The organism is Hyphomicrobium sp. (assembly GCF_019753045.1).
Lineage (GTDB): Bacteria > Pseudomonadota > Alphaproteobacteria > Rhizobiales > Hyphomicrobiaceae > Hyphomicrobium_B.
This window is the reverse complement of the sequence record NZ_JAIELN010000009.1, coordinates 69,741-89,831: the sequence shown is the minus strand read 5'-3', so window position 1 is coordinate 89,831 and position 20,091 is coordinate 69,741. Positions and strand designations below refer to the sequence as shown.

General features: G+C 59.6%; 16 protein-coding genes, 1 tRNA gene and 1 pseudogene. 13 read left to right on the top strand and 5 right to left on the bottom strand.

Annotation, left to right across the window (positions count from 1 at the left end; translation table 11 throughout):
* Positions 1 to 4: 4 nt before the first annotated feature.
* Positions 5 to 850 carry a WecB/TagA/CpsF family glycosyltransferase gene (locus K2Q04_RS11395; RefSeq protein WP_291163494.1) on the bottom strand — a complete coding sequence of 282 codons (846 nt, stop codon included), beginning with the start codon at positions 848 to 850 and terminating at the stop codon, positions 5 to 7.
* Between the two features lie 557 nt (positions 851 to 1,407).
* Between K2Q04_RS11395 and K2Q04_RS11390 the strand changes: the two genes are divergently transcribed.
* The 3 genes from K2Q04_RS11390 (at position 1,408) to K2Q04_RS11380 (ending at position 3,835) form a co-directional block, all read left to right on the top strand.
* Positions 1,408 to 2,736: an exopolysaccharide biosynthesis polyprenyl glycosylphosphotransferase gene (locus K2Q04_RS11390; protein ID WP_291163491.1), complete on the top strand. Its 1,329-nt coding sequence runs from the start codon at positions 1,408 to 1,410 to the stop codon at positions 2,734 to 2,736.
* Positions 2,737 to 2,917: 181 nt separating this feature from the next.
* Positions 2,918 to 3,250: a hypothetical protein gene (locus K2Q04_RS11385; RefSeq protein ID WP_291163488.1), complete on the top strand. Its 333-nt coding sequence runs from the start codon at positions 2,918 to 2,920 to the stop codon at positions 3,248 to 3,250.
* A gap of 252 nt (positions 3,251 to 3,502) precedes the next feature.
* Positions 3,503 to 3,835 carry a hypothetical protein gene (locus K2Q04_RS11380; protein WP_291163486.1) on the top strand — a complete coding sequence of 111 codons (333 nt, stop codon included), beginning with the start codon at positions 3,503 to 3,505 and terminating at the stop codon, positions 3,833 to 3,835.
* 68 nt (positions 3,836 to 3,903) lie between these two features.
* On the opposite strand, the gene rlmB is transcribed toward K2Q04_RS11380, so the two are convergent.
* Positions 3,904 to 4,836: a 23S rRNA (guanosine(2251)-2'-O)-methyltransferase RlmB gene (rlmB, locus tag K2Q04_RS11375; protein WP_291163483.1), complete on the bottom strand. Its 933-nt coding sequence runs from the start codon at positions 4,834 to 4,836 to the stop codon at positions 3,904 to 3,906.
* A 111-nt stretch (positions 4,837 to 4,947) separates the two neighbouring features.
* Between rlmB and K2Q04_RS11370 the strand changes: the two genes are divergently transcribed.
* A tRNA-Tyr gene (locus tag K2Q04_RS11370) sits at positions 4,948 to 5,032 on the top strand.
* On the opposite strand, the gene K2Q04_RS11365 is transcribed toward K2Q04_RS11370, so the two are convergent.
* Together K2Q04_RS11365 and K2Q04_RS11360 are read right to left on the bottom strand one after the other, a co-directional pair.
* Positions 5,001 to 5,222, bottom strand: coding sequence for a hypothetical protein (locus K2Q04_RS11365; RefSeq protein WP_291163480.1), 222 nt, complete (start codon positions 5,220 to 5,222; stop codon positions 5,001 to 5,003). The genes K2Q04_RS11370 and K2Q04_RS11365 overlap by 32 nt on opposite strands.
* A gap of 24 nt (positions 5,223 to 5,246) precedes the next feature.
* A complete protein-coding gene (locus K2Q04_RS11360) occupies positions 5,247 to 7,052 on the bottom strand; it encodes a chloride channel protein (RefSeq protein ID WP_291163477.1) in 1,806 nt (601 codons plus the stop codon).
* Positions 7,053 to 7,243: 191 nt separating this feature from the next.
* Between K2Q04_RS11360 and K2Q04_RS11355 the strand changes: the two genes are divergently transcribed.
* From K2Q04_RS11355 to K2Q04_RS11315, 9 genes and pseudogenes are all read left to right on the top strand, one after another.
* Positions 7,244 to 7,720 (top strand): helix-turn-helix domain-containing protein, encoded by a 477-nt coding sequence (locus K2Q04_RS11355; RefSeq protein ID WP_366935752.1) that lies wholly within the window; start codon positions 7,244 to 7,246, stop codon positions 7,718 to 7,720.
* Between the two features lie 81 nt (positions 7,721 to 7,801).
* A complete protein-coding gene (locus K2Q04_RS11350) occupies positions 7,802 to 8,425 on the top strand; it encodes an ANTAR domain-containing response regulator (RefSeq protein WP_291163475.1) in 624 nt (207 codons plus the stop codon).
* 2 nt (positions 8,426 to 8,427) lie between these two features.
* A complete protein-coding gene (locus tag K2Q04_RS11345; protein WP_291163472.1) occupies positions 8,428 to 9,651 on the top strand; it encodes a CmpA/NrtA family ABC transporter substrate-binding protein in 1,224 nt (407 codons plus the stop codon).
* Positions 9,652 to 9,949: 298 nt separating this feature from the next.
* A pseudogene (locus K2Q04_RS11340) lies at positions 9,950 to 11,265 on the top strand (nitrate/nitrite transporter).
* The gene (gene nirB, locus K2Q04_RS11335; RefSeq protein WP_291163469.1) at positions 11,262 to 13,709 is read left to right on the top strand and encodes a nitrite reductase large subunit NirB; all 2,448 of its coding nucleotides are present in this window, start codon (positions 11,262 to 11,264) and stop codon (positions 13,707 to 13,709) included. Before K2Q04_RS11340 ends, nirB begins: the two are co-directional and overlap by 4 nt.
* Positions 13,710 to 13,713: 4 nt before the next feature.
* Complete coding sequence (gene nirD / locus K2Q04_RS11330; RefSeq protein WP_291163466.1) at positions 13,714 to 14,043, top strand: nitrite reductase small subunit NirD; 330 nt, start codon at positions 13,714 to 13,716, stop codon at positions 14,041 to 14,043.
* A gap of 13 nt (positions 14,044 to 14,056) precedes the next feature.
* Positions 14,057 to 16,750: a nitrate reductase gene (locus K2Q04_RS11325; RefSeq protein WP_291163463.1), complete on the top strand. Its 2,694-nt coding sequence runs from the start codon at positions 14,057 to 14,059 to the stop codon at positions 16,748 to 16,750.
* A 64-nt stretch (positions 16,751 to 16,814) separates the two neighbouring features.
* Positions 16,815 to 17,594: a pyridoxamine 5'-phosphate oxidase family protein gene (locus tag K2Q04_RS11320; protein ID WP_291163459.1), complete on the top strand. Its 780-nt coding sequence runs from the start codon at positions 16,815 to 16,817 to the stop codon at positions 17,592 to 17,594.
* A gap of 3 nt (positions 17,595 to 17,597) precedes the next feature.
* Positions 17,598 to 18,371: a ferredoxin--NADP reductase gene (locus K2Q04_RS11315; protein ID WP_291163456.1), complete on the top strand. Its 774-nt coding sequence runs from the start codon at positions 17,598 to 17,600 to the stop codon at positions 18,369 to 18,371.
* 50 nt (positions 18,372 to 18,421) lie between these two features.
* Here K2Q04_RS11315 and K2Q04_RS11310 read toward each other — a convergent pair whose 3' ends face one another.
* The gene (locus K2Q04_RS11310) at positions 18,422 to 19,897 is read right to left on the bottom strand and encodes a PLP-dependent aminotransferase family protein (RefSeq protein WP_291163455.1); all 1,476 of its coding nucleotides are present in this window, start codon (positions 19,895 to 19,897) and stop codon (positions 18,422 to 18,424) included.
* Positions 19,898 to 20,091: the final 194 nt, after the last annotated feature.

Genomic DNA, 20,091 nt, shown 5'->3' with positions numbered 1-20,091 from the left:
CAAATCACACGCGGGATCTCGGCTGCTCTATGCGCCGTCCCGCCAATTCGGCGATGACGAGGCCGCCGAGCACGACTGCGCATTCAACGTATCGCTTTGCAAGCCGGCGGGGGTTCGTCGCCAGCCTCCACATCCATTCGAAGCCGAGTTTGCGGAAAAGTTTTGGCGCCCGTACTTGAGCGCCGGCAATGAAATCGAGGGATGCTCCCGCGCAGACCATGCCGCACGCCAATCCTTTGGCGCGGGCGCGCTGGGCAAAGATTTCCTGCTTCGGCGCGCCGAGGGCGACAATGCAGATGCGCGCGCCTGACCTTCTGATGGTTTCGATGGCACGGTCGGCCTCTGCGCCCTCCGGATCGAATGTGCGAGAGGGAGAGAGCATTCCCGCGATTTTCAGAAGACCGTCGGTGTGGTTGGCGATTTCATGCGCGGCCTTTTCGAGGACGTCCTCAGTGGAGCCGAAAAGAAATACGGGAAGATGTGCGTCTGCAGCCGCATCGAGCAACGGCATAAGCATGTCGGATCCGGTGGCGCGAACGATGCTGCGGTCTTGCAAGCGCGCGAGCCAAGCGACCGGCGCTCCGTCCGCCGTGACAATGTCGGCCTCGCGATAGGCCAGGCGAAATCGTTCGTCACCGCGAAGCTTTACGAGGTGATCGAGATTCAAAGTGAAGACGGTAAAGGCTTCTCTCGCTCGCGCTCGCTTGATGACCGCGGCGATCGCCGTGTCCATGTCCGGCGTGTTGATCGGCCAGCCGCCCACGTGTGCGAGGGGCGGGCTTGGCGGTTCTGCGATACTCTCTGATTGCAGATCCACCAATGCGCGTGCGGCGGTATTCTTCTGTTGCACTTTGTATCTCTGATCCGGCTGCCATGTCCTTGAGGGACAGTGCCGGAGCAAGTCCCGTGCCTCGCGATAACGGGGCGCGGGCGGCGGGGATCGCGCAGCCGATCTGTTCCATTTTGTGGCCGGTCGTCCCGATATTGCACGGCACGCGCGGTGCGCTTCGAAACGTTCCGCCCAAGGATCGATCGGTCAGAGGGCAGCGCGCCGCGATACTTTTTGGAACGCCTGAGCAAACCGGTTAAGGGCCGCTGAATTCTCTCGTAACACGCGGATTTTGCGGGGTTTTATCGGTGCATGACGTTGCTGCAACCTTTGTCGTGATGCGGGTTCCGTCCGGCATTGTCCGAAGGGATATGGCATGCCGCGCCGCAACGGCCCGGCAAATGCATTGTCGTCGTGCGGCGGGACGTTGGGCTTTGCCCGCCGGTGTGACAGGACGCTTATCGGTGCTTGGAACTGTTCGACAACTTGCTTCGCCGAACCTTGTGAGGTTCTCGCGATTTGCTCTGACCCAATCGAGTTTCCGTGCGGCAGCTTTCTTAACCGAGCTGGCCGGCATTGTGCTGATCGCCATCGCGACCGGCATGTCCTACGACTGGGTGGTCAACGGCGAAGCCGGCTTCAACCAAACCTACGCGGCTGTCGGGATCCTCGCGGGGCTCGGTTATAGTCTGGCGTTTCTCATTCGCGACGAATACGCCATCGAGGTGCTGCTGGCGGGACGACGCAGCCCTGGCCGCGTTTTTCTGACGTGGAGCCTCGTGTTCATTGGTCTCGCGGTCATCGGTTTGCTGACGAACAGCACAAATGAGTTTTCGCACGGCTGGCTGGCCGTCTTTTTCGTATTGGGGCTTGCGAGTGTTCTGTTGTTCAATTCCGCGCTCAGCCGCGCGGCGGTTCACATCATGTCGCGCGGCTGGATTCGCTGGCGGAAGGTGATGATCGTGGCGACGGACGGAGATGTTTCCGCGCTCGAAAGAGAGATCAACGGCGCTGCGGCGGGATTCTGGGTCATCGCTCGAACGACAGTCCCCAATCTTGCGCAAGAGCCCAATGAGATCGACGCCGTTCTGGATGCGGCTATCGCAAAGGCGCGGATGCTCGGCGTCGAAGACGTCATCATTTCGCACGCGCTCGTGCGCAGCCAGTTCCTGGAGCGGGCCGTCAATGCTTTCAGTGTTCTACCCGTCGCTCTCCACTTGAGCACGAGCGGCTTTGTGCGCGGGTTCAAGGACGCACGTATCGCGCGCTTCGGCGAAACCACGACCATCTCTTTGACAAGGCCACCGCTCGGACCGCTGGAAGCTGCGGTGAAGCGCTGGTTCGATATGGTGGCTGCGGGTGTCGCTCTCACTCTTCTCAGCCCGCTGTTCGCGGTGATCGCAGTCCTGATAAAGCTAGATAGTCGCGGACCGGTGTTCTTCAAACAACGGCGGCGTGGATACAACACCGCGGAATTTCAGATCTGGAAGTTTCGCACGATGACGTCTCTCGACGACGGGGACGTAATCGTCCAGGCGACGGAGAACGATGGTCGCGTAACGGCTTTCGGGAATATCCTGCGGCGGACGTCACTCGACGAGCTTCCTCAGCTCATCAATGTTCTCAAGGGCGAAATGTCGCTCGTCGGTCCGCGCCCGCATGCCGTCGCGCATGACCGCTATTTCGAGAGGCATATCGAGCGCTACCCCAGACGGTTGAACGTGAAGCCCGGCATCACGGGATGGGCGCAGGTCAATGGCTTCCGGGGCGAGACCCGCACTGACGAGGCGATGCGGCAGCGCGTCGACCACGACCTCTATTACATCGACAATTGCTCGGTCGGTTTCGATCTCTATATTCTCCTGCTCACGTTGATTTCACCCAAGGCCAAACGCAACGCGCGGTAGTTTCAACGCGCGGTAGATTGGGGGCTCTTGCAGAGATGTAACGGGGCCGGCGGATTCCGCACCGGCGGAGACTTCGACGGATGGTCTTCAAACGATCTTAAGGTACTCTGGGCAACGATTCTCGGACGTTTTGCGTATGTTCCGCGAAGGCAGCTGGAACCAACAGGGGGGAGTTCACCCAATGCGCGTTAAATCCTTGACGGCGCTCGCCGCGCTGGTCGCGGCTTCTGCAGTGCCGAGCGGCGAGGTGGCGGCCTGGGGTCTCGACCGCCCTGATCTTCGGCCGCGCGTCTACCGTCCCGATCCGGCGCTCGAGAACTATTACTCGTATTACTACGATCCGCGCGGCTATTATCCCTATTACAATTCCGGCGAGTGGGGACGTCCCATCATCAGCCGCTACAAGGGGCCGCTGCCGCCCTACTACGCGTCTTGGGGCGCGCCGAACCGGCGATATTATCATGTCGAATGGCATCGGCGGCACTACGGCGGCCATCGTCGCGGCGACTGGTGATTCGGCTCGCATAGTCTTTTTATCTTGCAGCGCCCGGTCCGGCCTCGGACCGGGCGTTCTTGTTTGGGCGCGTGTCCGGATTCTTATTTTGTGACGTAACGCGCTCTTTGATTTACCGCGAACGCCAGGAGCCATGCTCGTGTCGAGCATCTGTTTTGGTCGTTCAGGACATGTTCATAGGTTTGTTGAGAATATCCCCTCGCTAGCGGGACATGCAGGCGTACGAGTAATTTGGTGAGGGGGATACAACCCATGATGAAGCGATTTGGCAACGCGATGATGGCGCTCGCGGTTGCGTTTTCAATGATGTTGGCCGTCGCTCCAGAGGCGCAGGCTCGGCACGGCCGCGGTGTCGGCGTTGGTGTCGGTGTTGCGGCGGGCATCATTGGTCTTGGCATCCTGGGTGCGGCTGCTGCCCATGACTACGACCGCCCGCGCTACTATTCCCGCTATGACGATGGCGGCTGCTACCGCGGCCCCCGGGAGTGCCGCTGGTCCGGTCGCCGGTGCTTTGAAAACGAATTCGGCGATACGGTCTGCCGCGGCGGACGGTACTTCTGCGAGCGTCCGCTTATCTGCGATTAATTGATATCGCCCGATACGGAAAATCCGGCTGGCGCGGGAACGCGCCGGCCGTTTTCGTTTTTGAGCCTTCACTTTTTCCGGGCGAGCAGTGCGGTGTGAAGTGCGATCGCGGCCGCGTTCGAGACGTTGAGGCTTGCGAGCGTGTCGTCGGTCGTGATGTGGGCAAGGCTGTCGCAGGTCTTGCGGGTCAACTCGCGCAGCCCCTTGCCTTCAGACCCCATTACCAGCGCTGTCGGCTGTGACCAGTCGAGGGTCTCGATGCTTTGCTCGCCGCCGCTGTCCAGGCCGATGACCGCGAAGCCGGCCTCCTTCAGCTCGGCGAGAGCCTGCGAGAGATTGGCGACGAGGGCGACGGGAACGAGTTCGAGGGCGCCGGACGCGGACTTGGCGAGCACGCCATTGAGGGGAGGGCTGTGCCGGCGGGTCATGACGAGGCCGCTGGCACCGAAGACAGCCGACGATCTCAAGATTGCGCCGACGTTGTGCGGGTCCGTCACCTGATCGAGAACGATGAGGGGGCGTCCGCCCGCGGCTTCGGCGAGATCGTGCCAGTCGGGTTCGGGCAGGGGCTCGACGTCGATGGCGGCCCCCTGGTGGACCGTATCGGCGCCCAGAAGCTTATCGAGGTCACGGGGCGAGACACGCTCAATCGGCAGTTTGATCGTGCCGACGGCCTCTAGGAGGCGGCGTTCGGCGTTTTCGGTCAAAAGCGCGCGCAGGACCTTGCGGGCCGGGTTCTTCAGCGCGGCTTCGACCGCGTGGAGCCCGAACAGCCGAATCGGGCCGTCCTCGCTCTCAGAGTGGCCGCGAGTGGGCCCTCGGTCGTTTCTCCGGTCGTTTCCGGGGCGTCCGCCGGGGCGAGATGAAAAGTCGCTCGAGCGCTTCTTATCGCGCCACGGCTTGTTGAATCGTGGTTTCTGCAGGGCTTGCCTCGAAAAATTAATCGCTATCAGCCCGCTCAGGATACCCTGTTCGGCAACGGGATGGGGGCCGAAGCGCACATTGCCGCTTTTCCGATTGACATGAAAGGCCCCCGTGAAGATAACGCGGGCGGAGGCCCTGCCCGGTTGGCAGGGCACTTTCATTTCTACGGCCGCGAAATAACGGCCTGGGGAGAGATGCCCGAGTGGCTAAAGGGGACGGACTGTAAATCCGTTGGCTTCGCCTACGCTGGTTCGAATCCAGCTCTCTCCACCAACCCGCCTTCGATCAGTGTCCGCTCGAACGCCAGCACCATCGCCGGTGTAGCGCGTAGGTTTGCTTCGCTCGCGAATGCCTGTGGCCTCGGCAAGCGCTGTCGAGGCGGAGTGCCGAGGTCGGCCGTCGCCTGATAGAGGCCGAGTTTGCGTCCGACATTGACCAGCACGCCGGAGAAAGCGGACGCCAAGGACGCTCGAATAGGCGCGTCGTATCAAAAGGGCTTGCGGACGCCAGCGCTTAATTTTTCTTCGCGCGTTTCAAGTTTGCCCAGCCCAAAGAAAGCCGTTCGGCGTTCGCCGTGTGTACTTGCTTGAGAGCCGATCAAGTCCTTCCAGGAAACGTACCCGACAAGTCGGCCATCTTGTTTGTCGACAACCGACAGATGGGCGACGTTCGCGGAGTTCATTCGCTCGACGACAACGCTTAGATGCTCGTCGGGATGCGCGATCGTTGGCTTGGTTCCATCGAGAAGCTGAGCAAGTGTGACCGTGCGCGAACGTCCTTGACGGCGCCAACGGATGATCGCTGGGGGATCGATTGTTCCGAGTACGCACATTTGTCTGTCGACAACCGGAAATGTGGGATGTGTCGTTGACGGATCGACCAGGAGTGCCGCGGCCTCGCGCAATGTCATTGAGCCCGGCACCATCTGAACGCTTTGGGTCATCACGTCCGCGACGCGAGTCATGGCAAACGGGCTAACGTGATATTCGCAAACAATATGGTGTCCCCGCCGTGCCAGCCGTTCCGTCAAGATGGAGCGGCGCGTCGTGAGGATCGCGACGCAGTAGGCTGCAACGCAGGCAGCCATGGCAGGCAGGAAGCAGTTCATTGCGCCAGTCAGTTCGACTGCAAAGAACGTTGCAGTGAGCGGAACGCGCATCGTTCCGCTCATTGTCGCCGCCATGACCAGAAATGGCCAAAAGCCCGCGCTCGCCGTGGGCATGACGGCTGTCAGAACCATACCTGTGGCGCCACCAATAATGAGCAGCGGCGCAAGGACTCCACCGGACGTGCCGGAGCCGAGCGCAATACCCCAAATGGCCATTTTGACGAGCATCAGCGACAGGGCGCTGATGGCGGTGAGATCGCCTTTGAGAAGATGTTCGATGTTATCGTAGCCGACACTCAGGGCGCGCGGGTCGATAATGCCGCCGAGGCCGACAAATAGCCCACCGATCATCGGCCACCACATCCAGTGGATTGGCAGTTTGGAGAATAAATCTTCTGTCGTGTAGACGAGCTTCGTAAGGCATCCTGAGAGCAGGCCCGCGATTACACCCGCAGCTGTCCAGCCCAACAATCCCGTGATCGACACCTGCACGTCAGCGGAGAAGGGAAACAAAGTCGGCGGCATGTGGAGATACGTGCGCTCGACCGCGGCCACCGCCGCAGCCACGACGACAGGAATGAAACTGCGCGGCGCCCACTCGAAAAGAAGAAGCTCGACCGCAAGCGTTACGGCCGCAATAGGCGTGCCGAAGACCGTTGTCATCCCAGCAGCCGCGCCCGCGACGAGAAGCGTCTTTCGCTCGTTGTCGCTGACTGGAAGCATCTGGGCGATGAGCGAGCCAAGCGCGCCGCCGGTCATGATGATTGGTCCTTCGGCGCCGAACGGGCCGCCGGTGCCAATCGAGATCGCCGACGAAATGGGCTTCAGAACAGCAACCTTCGGACTGAGGCGTGAGCGGCCCAAAAGAATGGCCTCCAGCGCCTCAGGAATTCCGTGACCGCGAATTTTATCGCTGCCGTAGCGCGCCATGAAGCCGATGATCAGCGCGCCAGTCATAGGGATCAAGATCGAGCTCCAACCGAGCGGGTTCTGCCCAATCGTGTGAGGCGCGAAGGAAAACTCGCCGAAATAAGCGACATTTGTGCATAGGCGAATGAGGGCGAGCAAAGCGACGCCAGCGGCAACGCTGAGCGATGCGATGAAGACGGCGATGACAGCGATGAAAAGCACGCGCGGGCTAGTGGTAAAATCGCCGAGGGTGCGATCGACTTCTACGTGCTTCATTTCATCTTTGTCTTGATGGGTGCCGCAACTCAGGAAGCTGAATGGCGGATGTAAATATCGTATAACGATATAATTGCAAGTATGGCCTCTGGCTGTGACAAGCGACGCGGCGCCGCGCGCAAGGCTTCTCCTTCGCGTCGTCAATGAGATGTGCGATCTATGTTGGGGCGAGCGGGAAAATAAGAAGGGGTGTGGCAGTGAATATACACCGTCCGAAGACCGGTGCTTCTCCGACGCGTAGAGCGAAGCAGAGGGCTGTCACCAAAGCGAACTACGAGGCGCTCGCGGAATTTCGCTATGCGCTTCGCAAGTTTCAAGCTTTCAGCGAGGATGCGGCGGCTCAATCGGGTCTCACGCCGCAACAGCATCAAGCGCTCCTTGCGATCAAAGGCGCACCCGAGACGGATTGGCTCAGCATCCGCCAAATCGCGGAGCGCTTGCTCGTTCGGCATCATACGGCTGTCGGGCTCGTCGACCGGTTGGTGAGCCTCGGGCTCGTGCTCAGGAAAACCGATCCGGCCGACGGTCGCCGGATACAGGTTCACGTGACGGAAAAGGGCGAAAAAACGCTGGCGGCGCTTTCCGTCAATCACCTCGAAGAATTGAAAAGCATACGTCCGACTCTCCGCAAATTGCTCGCGCAGTTCGAACGCGAGTACGGGTCATAGCAATTCGGGCGCCACCCCGAACCATGTTTCTTTGCGTAGTTGACCGGCCGCAGAAATAATGTAGGCGGATTGGTTTCGCACATGGATAAAGATATGCCGGCGGTGCAGAAGCCACTTTCCATTCTGGTCATCGACGAGAACCATCTCCGTGCTTCCGTGATTGAAGCGGGGCTGCGCGAAGCTGGCTACGATGACCTGACGATCGTCCACGATGTCGTCGGTATTGCCCGGCGCATTGAGGATGTTCAGCCGGACGTCATCATGATCAATCTCGAAAATCCGAACCGCGACATGCTCGAGAACATGTTCCAGCTTTCGCGTGCCGTGAAGCGCCCGATCGCAATGTTCGTCGACCGTTCGGACAGCGCTTCGATCGAGGCGGCCGTGGAAGCCGGCGTCTCGGCCTATGTCGTCGACGGCCTCAAGCGAGAGCGTGTGAAGCCAGTTCTCGACATGGCGATCAGCCGTTTCAATGCTTTTTCGCGCATGTCGCGAGAGCTCGATGAGGCGCGGTCCGAACTCGAAAAGCGCAAGCTCGTAGAGCGCGCCAAAGGCATCCTGATGTCGACGCGTGGGTTGTCGGAGCAGCAGGCTTACGTGCTGTTGCGTAAGACCGCCATGAGCCAGAACCGAAAGATTTCGGAAATTGCCGAAAGCCTGATCACAGCGGCGGGGCTCCTCGCACCACCAGACGAGGAGAAGTGAAGTTGGCTAAGACACACCAGATCACCGCGGGTTTCATGCCGCTCATGGACAGTGCGGTACTCGTCACGGCGAAGGAGATGGGGTTCGCCGAGGCCGAGGGCATCGACCTTACGCTCGTACGCGAGATGTCATGGGCCAATATCCGTGATCGCTTGGCCGTTGGACACTTCCAGGTCGCGCACATGCTAGCGCCAATGCCGATTGCCTGCAATCTTGGCCTGACGCCACTTGCCGTTCCGACGATCGTTCCGATGGCGCTTGGCCTAGGCGGAAACGCTGTCACAGTTTCGAACACGGTTTGGGCCGCGATGTCGGCGTATGGAGCAGAAGCGAACTTCGACCCCTCGATGGCGGGACACGCCTTGAAAAAGGTCGTTTCCGAACGCGTAGCGGAACGCAAGGCAGTGTTGCGCTTCGCCGTTGTCCATCCGTACTCGGGTCACAACTATGAGCTTCGCTATTGGCTGGCCGCCTGCGGTATTGATCCCTCGCGCGATATCGAGATCGTCATCGTTCCGCCGCCGCTGATGGTCGACGCATTGGCGAGTGGAACCATCGATGGCTATTGCGTTGGTGAGCCTTGGAACACCGCCGCCGCTCTTCTTGGCCGCGGGCACATCGCGACCATAAAAGCCGCGATATGGCGATCGAGTCCCGAGAAGGTTCTCGGTGTGGGTGCGCTCTGGGCACAGGAAAATCCAGAAGCACTATCCGCATTGTTGCGAGCGCTTAGCAATGCCGCCAAATGGTGCGGAGATGCGCGGAATCATGACGACCTTACGCGGATCCTAGCCGAGAAACTGTATGTTGGTCAGCCGGAGGGATGGATGTTGCCGGCGCTTCGCGGCCAGTTGCCAATCGGCGGGGAGCGCACCGTCGCCGTTTCTGATTTCTTCGTGCCGTTCGCGAAGGCCGCGACCTTTCCGTGGAAGAGCCACGCGCTCTGGTTCTATTCGCAGATGGTCCGTTGGGGGCAGGTTCAGCATACGGCCGAAAATGCGCAAATCGCGCGCGAAACATATCGGCCTGACATTTATCGTGCTGCGTTGAAGCCCTTGGGCATCGCGCTTCCCGTTGCAAATGCAAAGGTCGAAGGTGCGTTGACGGCTGCAACTCCAGTTGGCTCATCCGGCGCAAGCCTCGTTCTTGGACCCGACGGATTCTTCGATGGTGGCCTGTTCGATCCCGACAAGCTCGACGCCTATATCGCGAGCCAGAAGCAGTGAGCATCGCGATCTGCGTCAAACCGTGCGCTGCACAAAATTTGCACTGACGCTGCGCTAAACTGCTGAATGTTTGGACTTGCGAAGCATCTCCCGACGCCAGTATGCCTAGTTTCATGAACCGAGTTGAAGGTTTGCAACTCGCCTAAGCTGCGGAATTCCCGCTCTTAGGAATTCATCAGCGTCCAATGGCGGGCGCTCCAGGCAAAGCTGCCGATCAAGCATTCTCTCCCAGTTTCGACGGGTGCGAGCGCTTGGCCGGCAGCTTTTTTGTTTTCCGAACTACGACCGGGAGCAATTCATGCGCACACAGAAAAATTCCGTCTTGACGGTGTCCACAGCCGAGGGGCGCGCCCTTTGGGTGTCGACCGTTGCCTTCACAGTCTGTTTCGCGGTCTGGACGATCTTTGCGATCATCGGCATTCGCATCAAGGCGCAGCTTGGCTTGAGCGAAACCGAGTTCGGTCTGCTTGCGGGAACGCCGATTTTAACAGGCTCCCTCGCTCGCGTTTTCCTCGGAATCTGGACGGATCGCTACGGCGGCCGGATGGTCTTTACGCTCAACATGCTGGCAGCGAGCGTTGCCACGGCGCTTCTCGTCTTTGCTCAGACCTATCCTGAGATGCTGCTAGCGGCGCTCGGCGTCGGATTGGCGGGCGGCTCGTTTGCCGTCGGCATCGCCTATGTTTCGCGGTTCTATCAGAAAGCACAGCAAGGCACCGTCCTCGGCATTTTCGGAGCAGGGAACGTTGGTGCTGCCGTCACGAAATTTGTCGCGCCGTTCGCGCTCGTCGCATGGGGATGGCACGCCGTCGCGCTGATCTGGGCCGCCGTGTTGGCGGTCATGGCGATCATCTTTTGGTTCACGACGACCGATGATCCGGTCATCGTCGAGCGCCGCCGCACTGGCGACGCGCCCAAGGCTTATGCACTGGAACTCGCGCCGCTGAAGGACATTCGCGTCTGGCGCTTTTCTCTCTACTATTTTTTCACGTTCGGCGCCTTCGTTGCGCTTGCGCTGTGGCTGCCGCGGTATCTGATCGGCGTCTACGGTTTCGACATCGAAACGGCCGGCATGATCGCTGCCGCCTATTCAATTCCGGCAAGTATCTTTCGCGCCTATGGAGGCGTCCTGTCGGATCGTATCGGCGCACGCACCGTCATGTATTGGTGTTTCGGTGTCTCCGCCATCGCGACGCTCGCCCTGTCGTTGCCGCCAACCGATTACGTAATGCACGGAACGAACGGCCCGATCGCCCGGCATTTCGAAATCAGCCCACTGGTGTTCGTCGGCGTTGCATTTGTGCTCGGCTTCTTCATGAGCATCGGCAAAGCCGCCGTCTATAAGCACGTCGCGACGTACTACCCGGACAACGTCGGTTCCGTCGGTGGTCTCGTCGGCATGATCGGCGGTTTGGGGGGCTTTGTTCTGCCGATCGCGTTCGGCTTCCTCAATCAGGTGACTGGACTCTGGACGAGCTGCTTCATGCTGCTGTTCGTAATCGTCGCCTCTCTCTCTTCGTCTGGATGCACGTTTCCATCCGGCGCATGGAGAAAAGCAATGCGAAGTCGTCCGGCGCTCGCAAATCTCTCATCCCGATGGGAGGTCAGGCATGAAACTCGTCATCATCGGCAATGGCATGGCGCCGGGGCGCATGCTCGAGCATTTATTCGAGAGCGCGCCTGGCCGCTACGACGTCACGATCTTCAACGCCGAGCCGCGCGTCAATTACGATCGCATCATGCTCTCTCCCGTTCTCTCCGGAGAGAAAAACTACGAACAAATCATCATTCACGGCGACGGCTGGTACATCAAGAACGGCATCACGCTCTACAAGGGCCATAAAATCGTAGCGATCGATCGCAACGCGAAGACCGTGACGTCCGATCACGGCGTCGTCGAGCCCTACGACAAGCTCGTTATTGCCACGGGTTCGATGCCGTTCATCCTGCCGGTGCCGGGCAACACGCTCGCGGGTGTCTTGAGCTACCGTGATCTCGACGACGTCAATGCGATGCTGCTTGCGGCGCAATCACGCGCCAAAGCCGTTGTGATCGGTGGTGGCCTGCTCGGTCTCGAAGCGGCTGCCGGTCTCGAAGCCCAGGGCATGGACGTCACCGTCCTTCACCTCATGCCCACGCTAATGGAGCGACAGCTCGATCCTGCGGCCGGATACCTGCTGCAACGGGCCATCGAAGACCGCGGCATCAAAGTCATTTGCAAGGCCAATACGAAAGCCATTATTGGCGACAAGAAAGTCGAAGGCGTTGAGCTCGCCGATGGCCGCATCATTCCGGCGACGCTCGTCGTTATGGCGGCCGGCATAAAGCCGAATGCAGGCCTCGCCAAAGAAGCGGGCCTCGTGACGAGCAGGGGCATCGTCGTGGACAACGGGATGCATACCTCGGATCCGGATATTTACGCACTTGGCGAGTGCGCGGAAGTCGGAGGGCATGTCTACGGCCTCGTCGCGCCGCTTTACGAAATGGCGCGCGTCGCGGCGGCGCACCTAGTCGACGAGGCGAGCACGGCAGCGTTCGTGCACTACGATACGCCGACGAAGCTGAAGGTCACCGGCATCGAGCTCTTCTCGCTCGGCGACTTTGCCGACGGCGTGGATCGCCACGAGATCGTTCTTCGCGACGCTTCGGCGGGCATCTACAAGCGCGTTGTTCTGAAGGATAACCGCATCATCGGTACGGTCCTCTACGGGGAGACGGCCGATGGAGCGTGGTTCAACGACCTGAAGAAGAAGCAGGTCGATATCACCGACATGCGCGACACCTTGATCTTCGGCCAAGCCTATCAAGGAGGTGCTCCCCTCGACCCTATGGCGGCCGTTGCAGCCTTGCCCGATGACGCAGAGATCTGCGGCTGCAACGGCGTTTGCAAGGGGAAGATCGTCGGTGCGATCCAAGAGAAAAACCTGACGTCACTCGATGATGTTCGTGCCCACACCAAGGCCTCCGCGTCTTGCGGATCGTGCACGGGCCTCGTCGAGCAGCTGATGTCTGTAACGCTCGGAGATGCCTACAACCCGGCGGCCGTACAGCCGATGTGTGGATGCTCAACGCTCGGTCATGATGACGTGCGTCGCTTGATCAAAGCCAAAGGCCTCAAGAACATCTACGCCGTCATGCAGGAGCTTGAATGGACCACCTCGTGCGGGTGCGCCAAATGCCGTCCGGCATTGAATTACTATCTCATCTGTGATTGGCCCGGCGAATACGCCGACGATTATCAATCGCGCTTCATCAACGAACGTGTTCACGCCAACATCCAGAAGAACGGCACATATTCCGTCGTGCCGCGCATGTGGGGAGGCGTGACGAGTGCCAAAGAACTGCGCGCCATCGCCGATGTCGTCGACAAGTTCAACATTCCGACCGTGAAGGTGACGGGTGGCCAGCGCATCGACATGCTCGGCGTCAAAAAGGAAGACCTGCCTGCCGTCTGGGCCGACCTCGGCAACGCCGGATTCGTCTCCGGTCATGCTTACGCCAAGGGGCTTCGCACCGTGAAAACATGCGTCGGGACCGACTGGTGCCGCTTCGGCACGCAGGACTCGACCGGCCTCGGAATCCGCATCGAGCAATTCATGTGGGGCTCGTGGACACCCGCCAAGGTCAAGATGGCGGTCTCAGGATGTCCACGAAACTGTGCCGAAGCAACATGCAAAGACGTCGGCGTCATCTGCGTCGATTCCGGCTATGAGATACATTTTGCGGGCGCCGCCGGTCTCGACATCAAGGGCACCGAGGTGCTCGGCCTCGTCAAGACAGAGGATGAAGCGCTCGAAGTCATCGTCGCTCTCGTCCAGATGTATCGCGAGCAAGCGCGCTATCTCGAACGCATCTACAAATGGGCGAAGCGCGTGACCATCGAAGAAGTCCGCCGCCAGATTCTCGACGATCTCGACAGGCGCCACGGTTACTACGAGCGCTTCGTCCATTCGCAGAAATTCGCGCAAGTCGATCCCTGGTCCGAGCGCGTTTCCGGCCTTCACAAGCATGAATTCAAGCCGATGGCGACGATCGGCGTGGCAGATGCTGCGGAGTGACGACATGAGCTGGGTATCGATCGGCAGCATGACCGACATTCCGCGGCGCGGCGCGCGTTGTGTCGAAACACCACTAGGCAAAATCGCGGTGTTCCGCACGGCGGAGGATCGCGTCTTCGCGATCGAGGACCACTGTCCACACAAAGGCGGCCCGCTGAGCCAGGGCATCGTCCATGGCACCGCCGTCACGTGCCCTCTGCACAATTGGGTCATCTCGTTCGAAACCGGAAAGGCCCTCGGCGCTGACGAAGGCAGCGTGCGAACGATCCCAATCAAAGTCGAAGGCGAAATGCTCTTCATCGGTTTGGCCCTCAAGGCCGATCGGGCAGCCTGAGGCAGAAAGAGTAATGACCGCGCCGCAGCCCACAAAAACGACATGCCCATACTGCGGGGTCGGTTGTGGCATCGTGGCGGAGGTCGCTGGCGGTGGTAGGGTCACGGTGCGCGGCGACATCGATCATCCGGCGAACCTCGGCCGGCTCTGCTCAAAAGGATCGGCGCTTGGCGAGACGGTCGACCTAGAAGACCGGTTGCTCTACCCGGAGGTCGACGGACAACGTGCGACTTGGGACGCGGCGCTCGATCTCGTCGCGTCGCGTTTTTCGAAGACGATCGCGGAATATGGCCCGGATTCAGTCGCGCTATATGTTTCGGGCCAGCTCCTGACCGAAGACTATTACGTCGCCAACAAACTGATGAAGGGCTTCATCGGCTCCGCGACTATCGACACCAATTCGCGGCTCTGCATGGCATCGTCGGTTGCGGGACACAGACGTGCGTTCGGCTCAGATACGGTGCCGGGGTGCTACGAGGATCTGGAAATTGCAGACCTCATCGTGCTTGTCGGCTCCAATCTAGCCTGGTGCCATCCGGTCCTTTATCAGCGTATCGTCGCCGCGAAAGAGCGACGGCCGCACATGAAGATTGTGCTGATCGATCCGCGCCGTACGGTGACAGCCGATATCGCCGACCTGCACCTGCCGATCAAACCTGATGGCGACGTCGCGCTTTTCGTCGGGCTCCTCAAGCATCTGTTCGAAACGGGTTCATTCGATCGGGACTTTGTCGCGTCTCACACTTTGGGATGCGCAGAAGCCATAAGCGCCGCGCAAGCGCTGGACGCTCTGACGACTGTCGAACGAACAGGCCTGAGCCACGCGATGGTTCAAAGCTTTTTCGATCTTTTCGCGCAGACCGAGAAGACGGTCACGGTCTTCAGCCAAGGCGTCAACCAGTCCTCATGCGGGAGCGACAAGGTCAACGCCATCATCAATTGCCATCTCGCGACAGGTCGGATCGGCAAGCCTGGAGCTTCGCCGTTCTCCGTCACCGGTCAACCGAACGCTATGGGTGGCCGAGAAGTCGGCGGCCTCGCAAACATGCTTGCGGCGCACATGGACATCGGACAGCCGGCGGATCGCGAGCGTGTCCAACGTTTCTGGCAATCGCCCACGGTGGCGACGAGGCCCGGCCTCAAGGCGGTCGATATGTTTCGTGCCGTCGCCGACGGCCGCATCAAGGCGCTTTGGATTGTCGCGACAAATCCGGTGGTCTCGATGCCGGACGCGGGCAATGTCGAGGAGGCTCTTCGCAATTGTCCGTTCGTCGTTGTGTCTGACGTCAGCGCGAACACCGACACCATACGTCACGCGCATGTTCGATTGCCGGCGGCTGCATGGGGCGAGAAGACCGGTACGGTAACCAACTCGGAGCGGAGAATCTCCCGGCAGCGGAGCTTCCTTCCTCTTCCTGGTGAAGCGCAGCCGGACTGGCGGATCATTTGCAACGTGGCCAAGCGCATGGGCTTCGGTGCCGCATTCGATTTTCAATCGCCTGCGGAGATCTTTGCAGAGCACGCAGCGCTTTCCGCTTTCGAGAATGATGGAACCCGCGATTTCGATATCGGCGAATTCCAAAATATCTCGGAAGATGGTTTCGATCGTCTCGAGCCATTTCAATGGCCCCGCCGTGCGGGCTCAGTTTCATTTCCGCGGATGTTCGGCGACGGCAGGTTCTTCTCATCTGACAAAATGGCCCGCTTCGTCGCAATCGGCGTGCAGGACTCCCCGCGGACAAGCGATGCCTTCCCGATAACGCTCAATTCGGGGCGCATCCGCGATCACTGGCATACGTTGACGCGGACTGGAAAAAGCCAGCGGCTCTCTCAGCATTACGGTGAGCCGTTTGTGGAAATTCACCCGGAGGATGGTGCGCGCCACAACATCGAGGACGCCGATCTCGTTCGGGTGTCGACCGGGACCGCATTCATCCTCGTGCGCGCTCTCATCTCGACGCGCCAGCAACCTGGCTCGATTTTTGTTCCGATGCACTGGAGCGATCAGTTCGCGTCGAAAGCTCGCGTCGATACCCTCGTACCCCCCGTCGTGGATCCTGTGTCGGGTCAACCGGCTTCCAAAAATATCGCCGTCCGCATCGAACGGTTCGTCGTTGAGGCGCACGGTTTTGCGGTTCTTGCTCGTAAGCCCAAGCACATCGACGCCGAGTATTGGGCAATTGCGAAGTGTAACGGAGGCTGGCGCGTCGAGCTTGGCTTTGCCACGTCCCGCGAAAATTGGGCCGCACTCGCCGCCGATCTGTTTGGTGCGCTGCCGAATGCCGAGATCATCGCCTTCTACGATCGCCAGAGTGGTCGCTATCGCTTCGCCTGCTATCGCGATGAAGCGTTACTGGGCGCGCTCTTTCTCGCGCCGGAGCCCGTGGCCGTTTCACGAGATTGGGCTGTGGGGCAACTTGCGGTTCCGCATCCCCGAGCGGCCGCGCGCTTCAGATTGATTGCCGGGCGTCCCGACGCGGGTGCCGACGACAAGGGCGCGACCGTCTGCTCGTGCTTTGGCGTCGGCGTCAATGAGATCGTGGCTGCCGCACAGCGCGGCTGCAGCACCGTCGCGGCGGTCGGGGAGACATTGCAGGCCGGCACGAACTGCGGCTCTTGCCGCTCCGAAATCCGAACCATCATCGACGCGCAAAAGGCGCCGCGATTAAACAATCTTCCCCCGACTTCGACCAAGGCCTTCGAGTAGCTCCTGAACCGCGACGTGAGTTCTGGGGGCCATCCAAGTGGTCTGGTGGTTACGGCAAAAGTGGATGGAAAAACACGCCATTGCCGGGCTATCAATCCCGTCCATTGAGATTATGGACGGATACCCTACCATGGATACAGCGACCCACGCGCCCGATTCAGACCGCACCCGATTGCGCCGCTACCATTGGCTCGCGAAGTACGATCGTGACGCCATAAATGCGATCATCGATGCCGGGATTATCTGTCAGGTCGCTTATGTCTTTGATGGGGCGCCTTATGTGACTCCGACAAGTCACTGGCGCATTGGCGACCACGTATATTGGCATGGTTCGTCGGCGAGCCGTATGCTCAAAGCCCAAGAGAAACGAATCCCAGTGTGTTTCAGCGTCACTCACTTGGACGGGATCGTCTTCGCCCGCGCGGCCATGAACCACAATGTTCTCTATCGCTCGGTGATGGCGTTTGGCGAAGCGTCAACAACGAGCGAAGAGGAAAAACGACATGTGCTGTCGGTTTTCACAGACCGACTGGCTCCAGGGCTTTGGGATTACGCGAGACCGCCAAGCGAGCAGGAATGGAAAGCGACGAAGGTCATCAAGCTCAAACTGGATGAAGTGGCTGCCAAAGTGAATGACGCGCTTCCAGGCGATGAGGATATCGATCTTGCGACCGACCGTTGGGCTGGGATGGTGTCGTTGGAACTTGCTCAGAAGCCTCCTGTTGCCGATCCGCGCCTGACGGCCGACATACCGATGCCAGAGTTCGTAAAAAAATTCCGTTACGCAGGCCAGCCCGGTAATAGGTCGATGTGGGTAGAGAATCTAGCTGAGGATGAGAAGTAAGCCTTGAACGCGCCGCATCAAGAGATCGTACTCAGTGTCCACCATTGGACCGACCGACTTTTCAGCTTCACCACCACTCGCGACGCGGGCTTTCGGTTTAGCAACGGGCAATTCACAATGCTCGGGCTCTTGGTCAACGAGCGGCCTCTGCTACGCGCCTACAGCATCGCTAGCGCCAATCATGCGGAGCACCTTGAGTTTCTAAGCATCAAAGTCGATGGCGGCCCGCTCACGTCGCGACTTAAATCCATTGTCCCCGGCGAGCGGATTGTCCTCGGACGCAAACCGACCGGAACCCTCCTGCTCGATTACGTTTTGCCGGGAAAGCGTCTCTATCTTTTGGCGACGGGAACTGGGTTGGCTCCGTTTATGTCGATTATTCGAGATCCATTCACTTACGAACACTTCGAAAAGGTCATTTTAGTCCACGGCGTCCGCCACATCGCCGAACTTGCGTACCGCGATTACATCACCCAAGAGCTTCCGAATGACGAGTATCTCGGCGAGTATGTAAGGGGACAGCTTGCTTATTATCCGACAGTGACGCGCGAAGCCTTCCATCATGAGGGACGCATTACAACTGCGCTCGAAACCGGTGCCCTGCAAGAGGCGCTGCAGCTGCCTCAGCTTGATCCGTCCACCGATAGGGTGATGATCTGCGGGAGCGCCCCGATGCTTGAGGACCTCTCGGCACTTTTGGAAGAGCGAGGGTTCTTCGAGGGTAACACAAGCACTCCTGGCACCTACGTGGTCGAGAAAGCGTTCGCGCAGAGATAGTCCTGCGGAGCTGTGCAAGGCTTTCTGGCTCATTGATCTAAGACGCGACGCTACCGTGTCTGGAAACTCTTCAGGATGCGCGCCAATCGCTGGACAGCAATCTCGCATTCAGATGGCGTGATGGCCGCATAGCCCAAGACGAAACCAGGTGTGCTTCTCTTTCCGAGGAACAGGCCTCCGAGGGAAGGCAAGAGCAGGCCGTGCCGCTCTGCTTTTGCCCGAACCTCAGCCTCTGAATACCGATCGTGCAGATACCAAGCCGCCTGGAATCCGCCTGCCGGTATACGAAGCGTTCCATACGGTGAGAGATGACGATCGATAGATTCAACGAAGGCATCGCGGCGCGCTTTGAAAATATGGCGCATGTGCCGGATGTGTGCTGTGAACTCGCCTGCTTCCATGAACTCGGCGAGCACGGCCTGATTGAGAATAGCTGAATGCCCGTCAACAAGCGTGCGCATGGTAACAAACGCCTGCACGAGGTGGCTGGGCACGGCGAGATAGGCGAGGCGAACGCCAGGAAAAAGCGTCTTGGTGAAAGTGCCGACATAAAGGACGTTGCCGGAGGAATCCAATCCTTGGATGCAGGAAATTGGCTGCGCGTCGTACCGATACTCGCTGTCGTAGTCGTCCTCGATAATGAAACTTCGATTAGCCTTGGCCCAGTCGATGAGCGCCATGCGCCGCTCAAGGCTCAAGGTGGCGGTGGTGGGATATTGGTGCGAAGGCGTCACATACACTCCGCGTGGTGCTGGCGACCTTCGCACGAGCGTTTCAACCATCATGCCGTTGTGATCGACCTCTATGGGGAGTGGGTGCGCGCCCGAAACGGCGAGTGCCGACCGAATTCCGGGATAGCAGGGATCTTCGACCGCGAGGGTGTCTCCGACGTCCAGCATCATCGTAGCGATCAGGAGCAGGGCCTCCTGGGAACTCGTAAGCACGATGATATTGTCGGCTTCGCATTTTACGCCGCGTTGCGCGCCGATGTAGCGGCTAATCTGTTCTCGTAAGGGGCGGAAGCCCTGCGGATCGCAGTATGTGAGTGCCTTGGTCTCCAGCCGCCGCGAAATGCGCGACGCGGTTTTGTTCCAGAGCGCAAGCGGAAACGAGCGAACATCGGGAAACGCAGCCGCAAAAGCTTGCGCCACAGGATCTTGGACACCGCCGAATCTCGTGATTTTTTTTCCGCGATCGGAAAGATGCAGGCTGCGCGATCTTCCGCCCGAAGGAGATTGAAATTGCGCCAATTGGGCCCCGGATTCCGAAACGAAAGACCCGCTCCCGCGCTCGCGGATGAGGTAGCCCTCCGATTCAAGATGCTGGTAGGCGAGTTCGACCGTCTCGCGCGACACGCCCAGTTCGCTGGCTAAAGCGCGTGTCGACGGAAGGCGATCGAAGGCCTTCAGGCTGCCATTGCCGAGCTGGCGGCGGATAGCGTTTTGAATGCGCCTGCCGATCGGAAGATCGTAGGCTGCCTGAGCTTCCAGCAAGGCAATGAGTGTGCCTGCAAACTTGCTTCGCATCTCTAAGTGGCCTGTATACTGATGACGAAATCGTGGCTTCCAGCAGTCCACTTGCCTTTTACAGTCGGAGCGCAGCGAAAGAAACGGAATTCGGAGGGTCGGCCGATGCGCGGACACCCGCCAGACTGTGCGTGAGGGTCGTGATCCCGCTGTCGCCGACATCAAAAATATTTGAGAAAGGGTTCGTCGGGGTG

Bases quoted from the DNA above. Each gene is read 5' to 3' on its own strand.
- K2Q04_RS11380 (WP_291163486.1), top strand. From the start codon at position 3,503: ATGATGAAGCGATTTGGCAACGCGATGATGGCGCTCGCGGTTGCGTTT.
- K2Q04_RS11350 (WP_291163475.1), top strand. From the start codon at position 7,802: ATGGATAAAGATATGCCGGCGGTGCAGAAGCCACTTTCCATTCTGGTC.
- K2Q04_RS11360 (WP_291163477.1), bottom strand. From the start codon at position 7,052: ATGAAGCACGTAGAAGTCGATCGCACCCTCGGCGATTTTACCACTAGC.
- K2Q04_RS11325 (WP_291163463.1), top strand. From the start codon at position 14,057: ATGACCGCGCCGCAGCCCACAAAAACGACATGCCCATACTGCGGGGTC.
- K2Q04_RS11310 (WP_291163455.1), bottom strand. From the start codon at position 19,897: ATGCGAAGCAAGTTTGCAGGCACACTCATTGCCTTGCTGGAAGCTCAG.
- K2Q04_RS11320 (WP_291163459.1), top strand. From the start codon at position 16,815: ATGGAAAAACACGCCATTGCCGGGCTATCAATCCCGTCCATTGAGATT.
- K2Q04_RS11385 (WP_291163488.1), top strand. From the start codon at position 2,918: ATGCGCGTTAAATCCTTGACGGCGCTCGCCGCGCTGGTCGCGGCTTCT.
- nirB (WP_291163469.1), top strand. From the start codon at position 11,262: ATGAAACTCGTCATCATCGGCAATGGCATGGCGCCGGGGCGCATGCTC.
- nirD (WP_291163466.1), top strand. From the start codon at position 13,714: ATGAGCTGGGTATCGATCGGCAGCATGACCGACATTCCGCGGCGCGGC.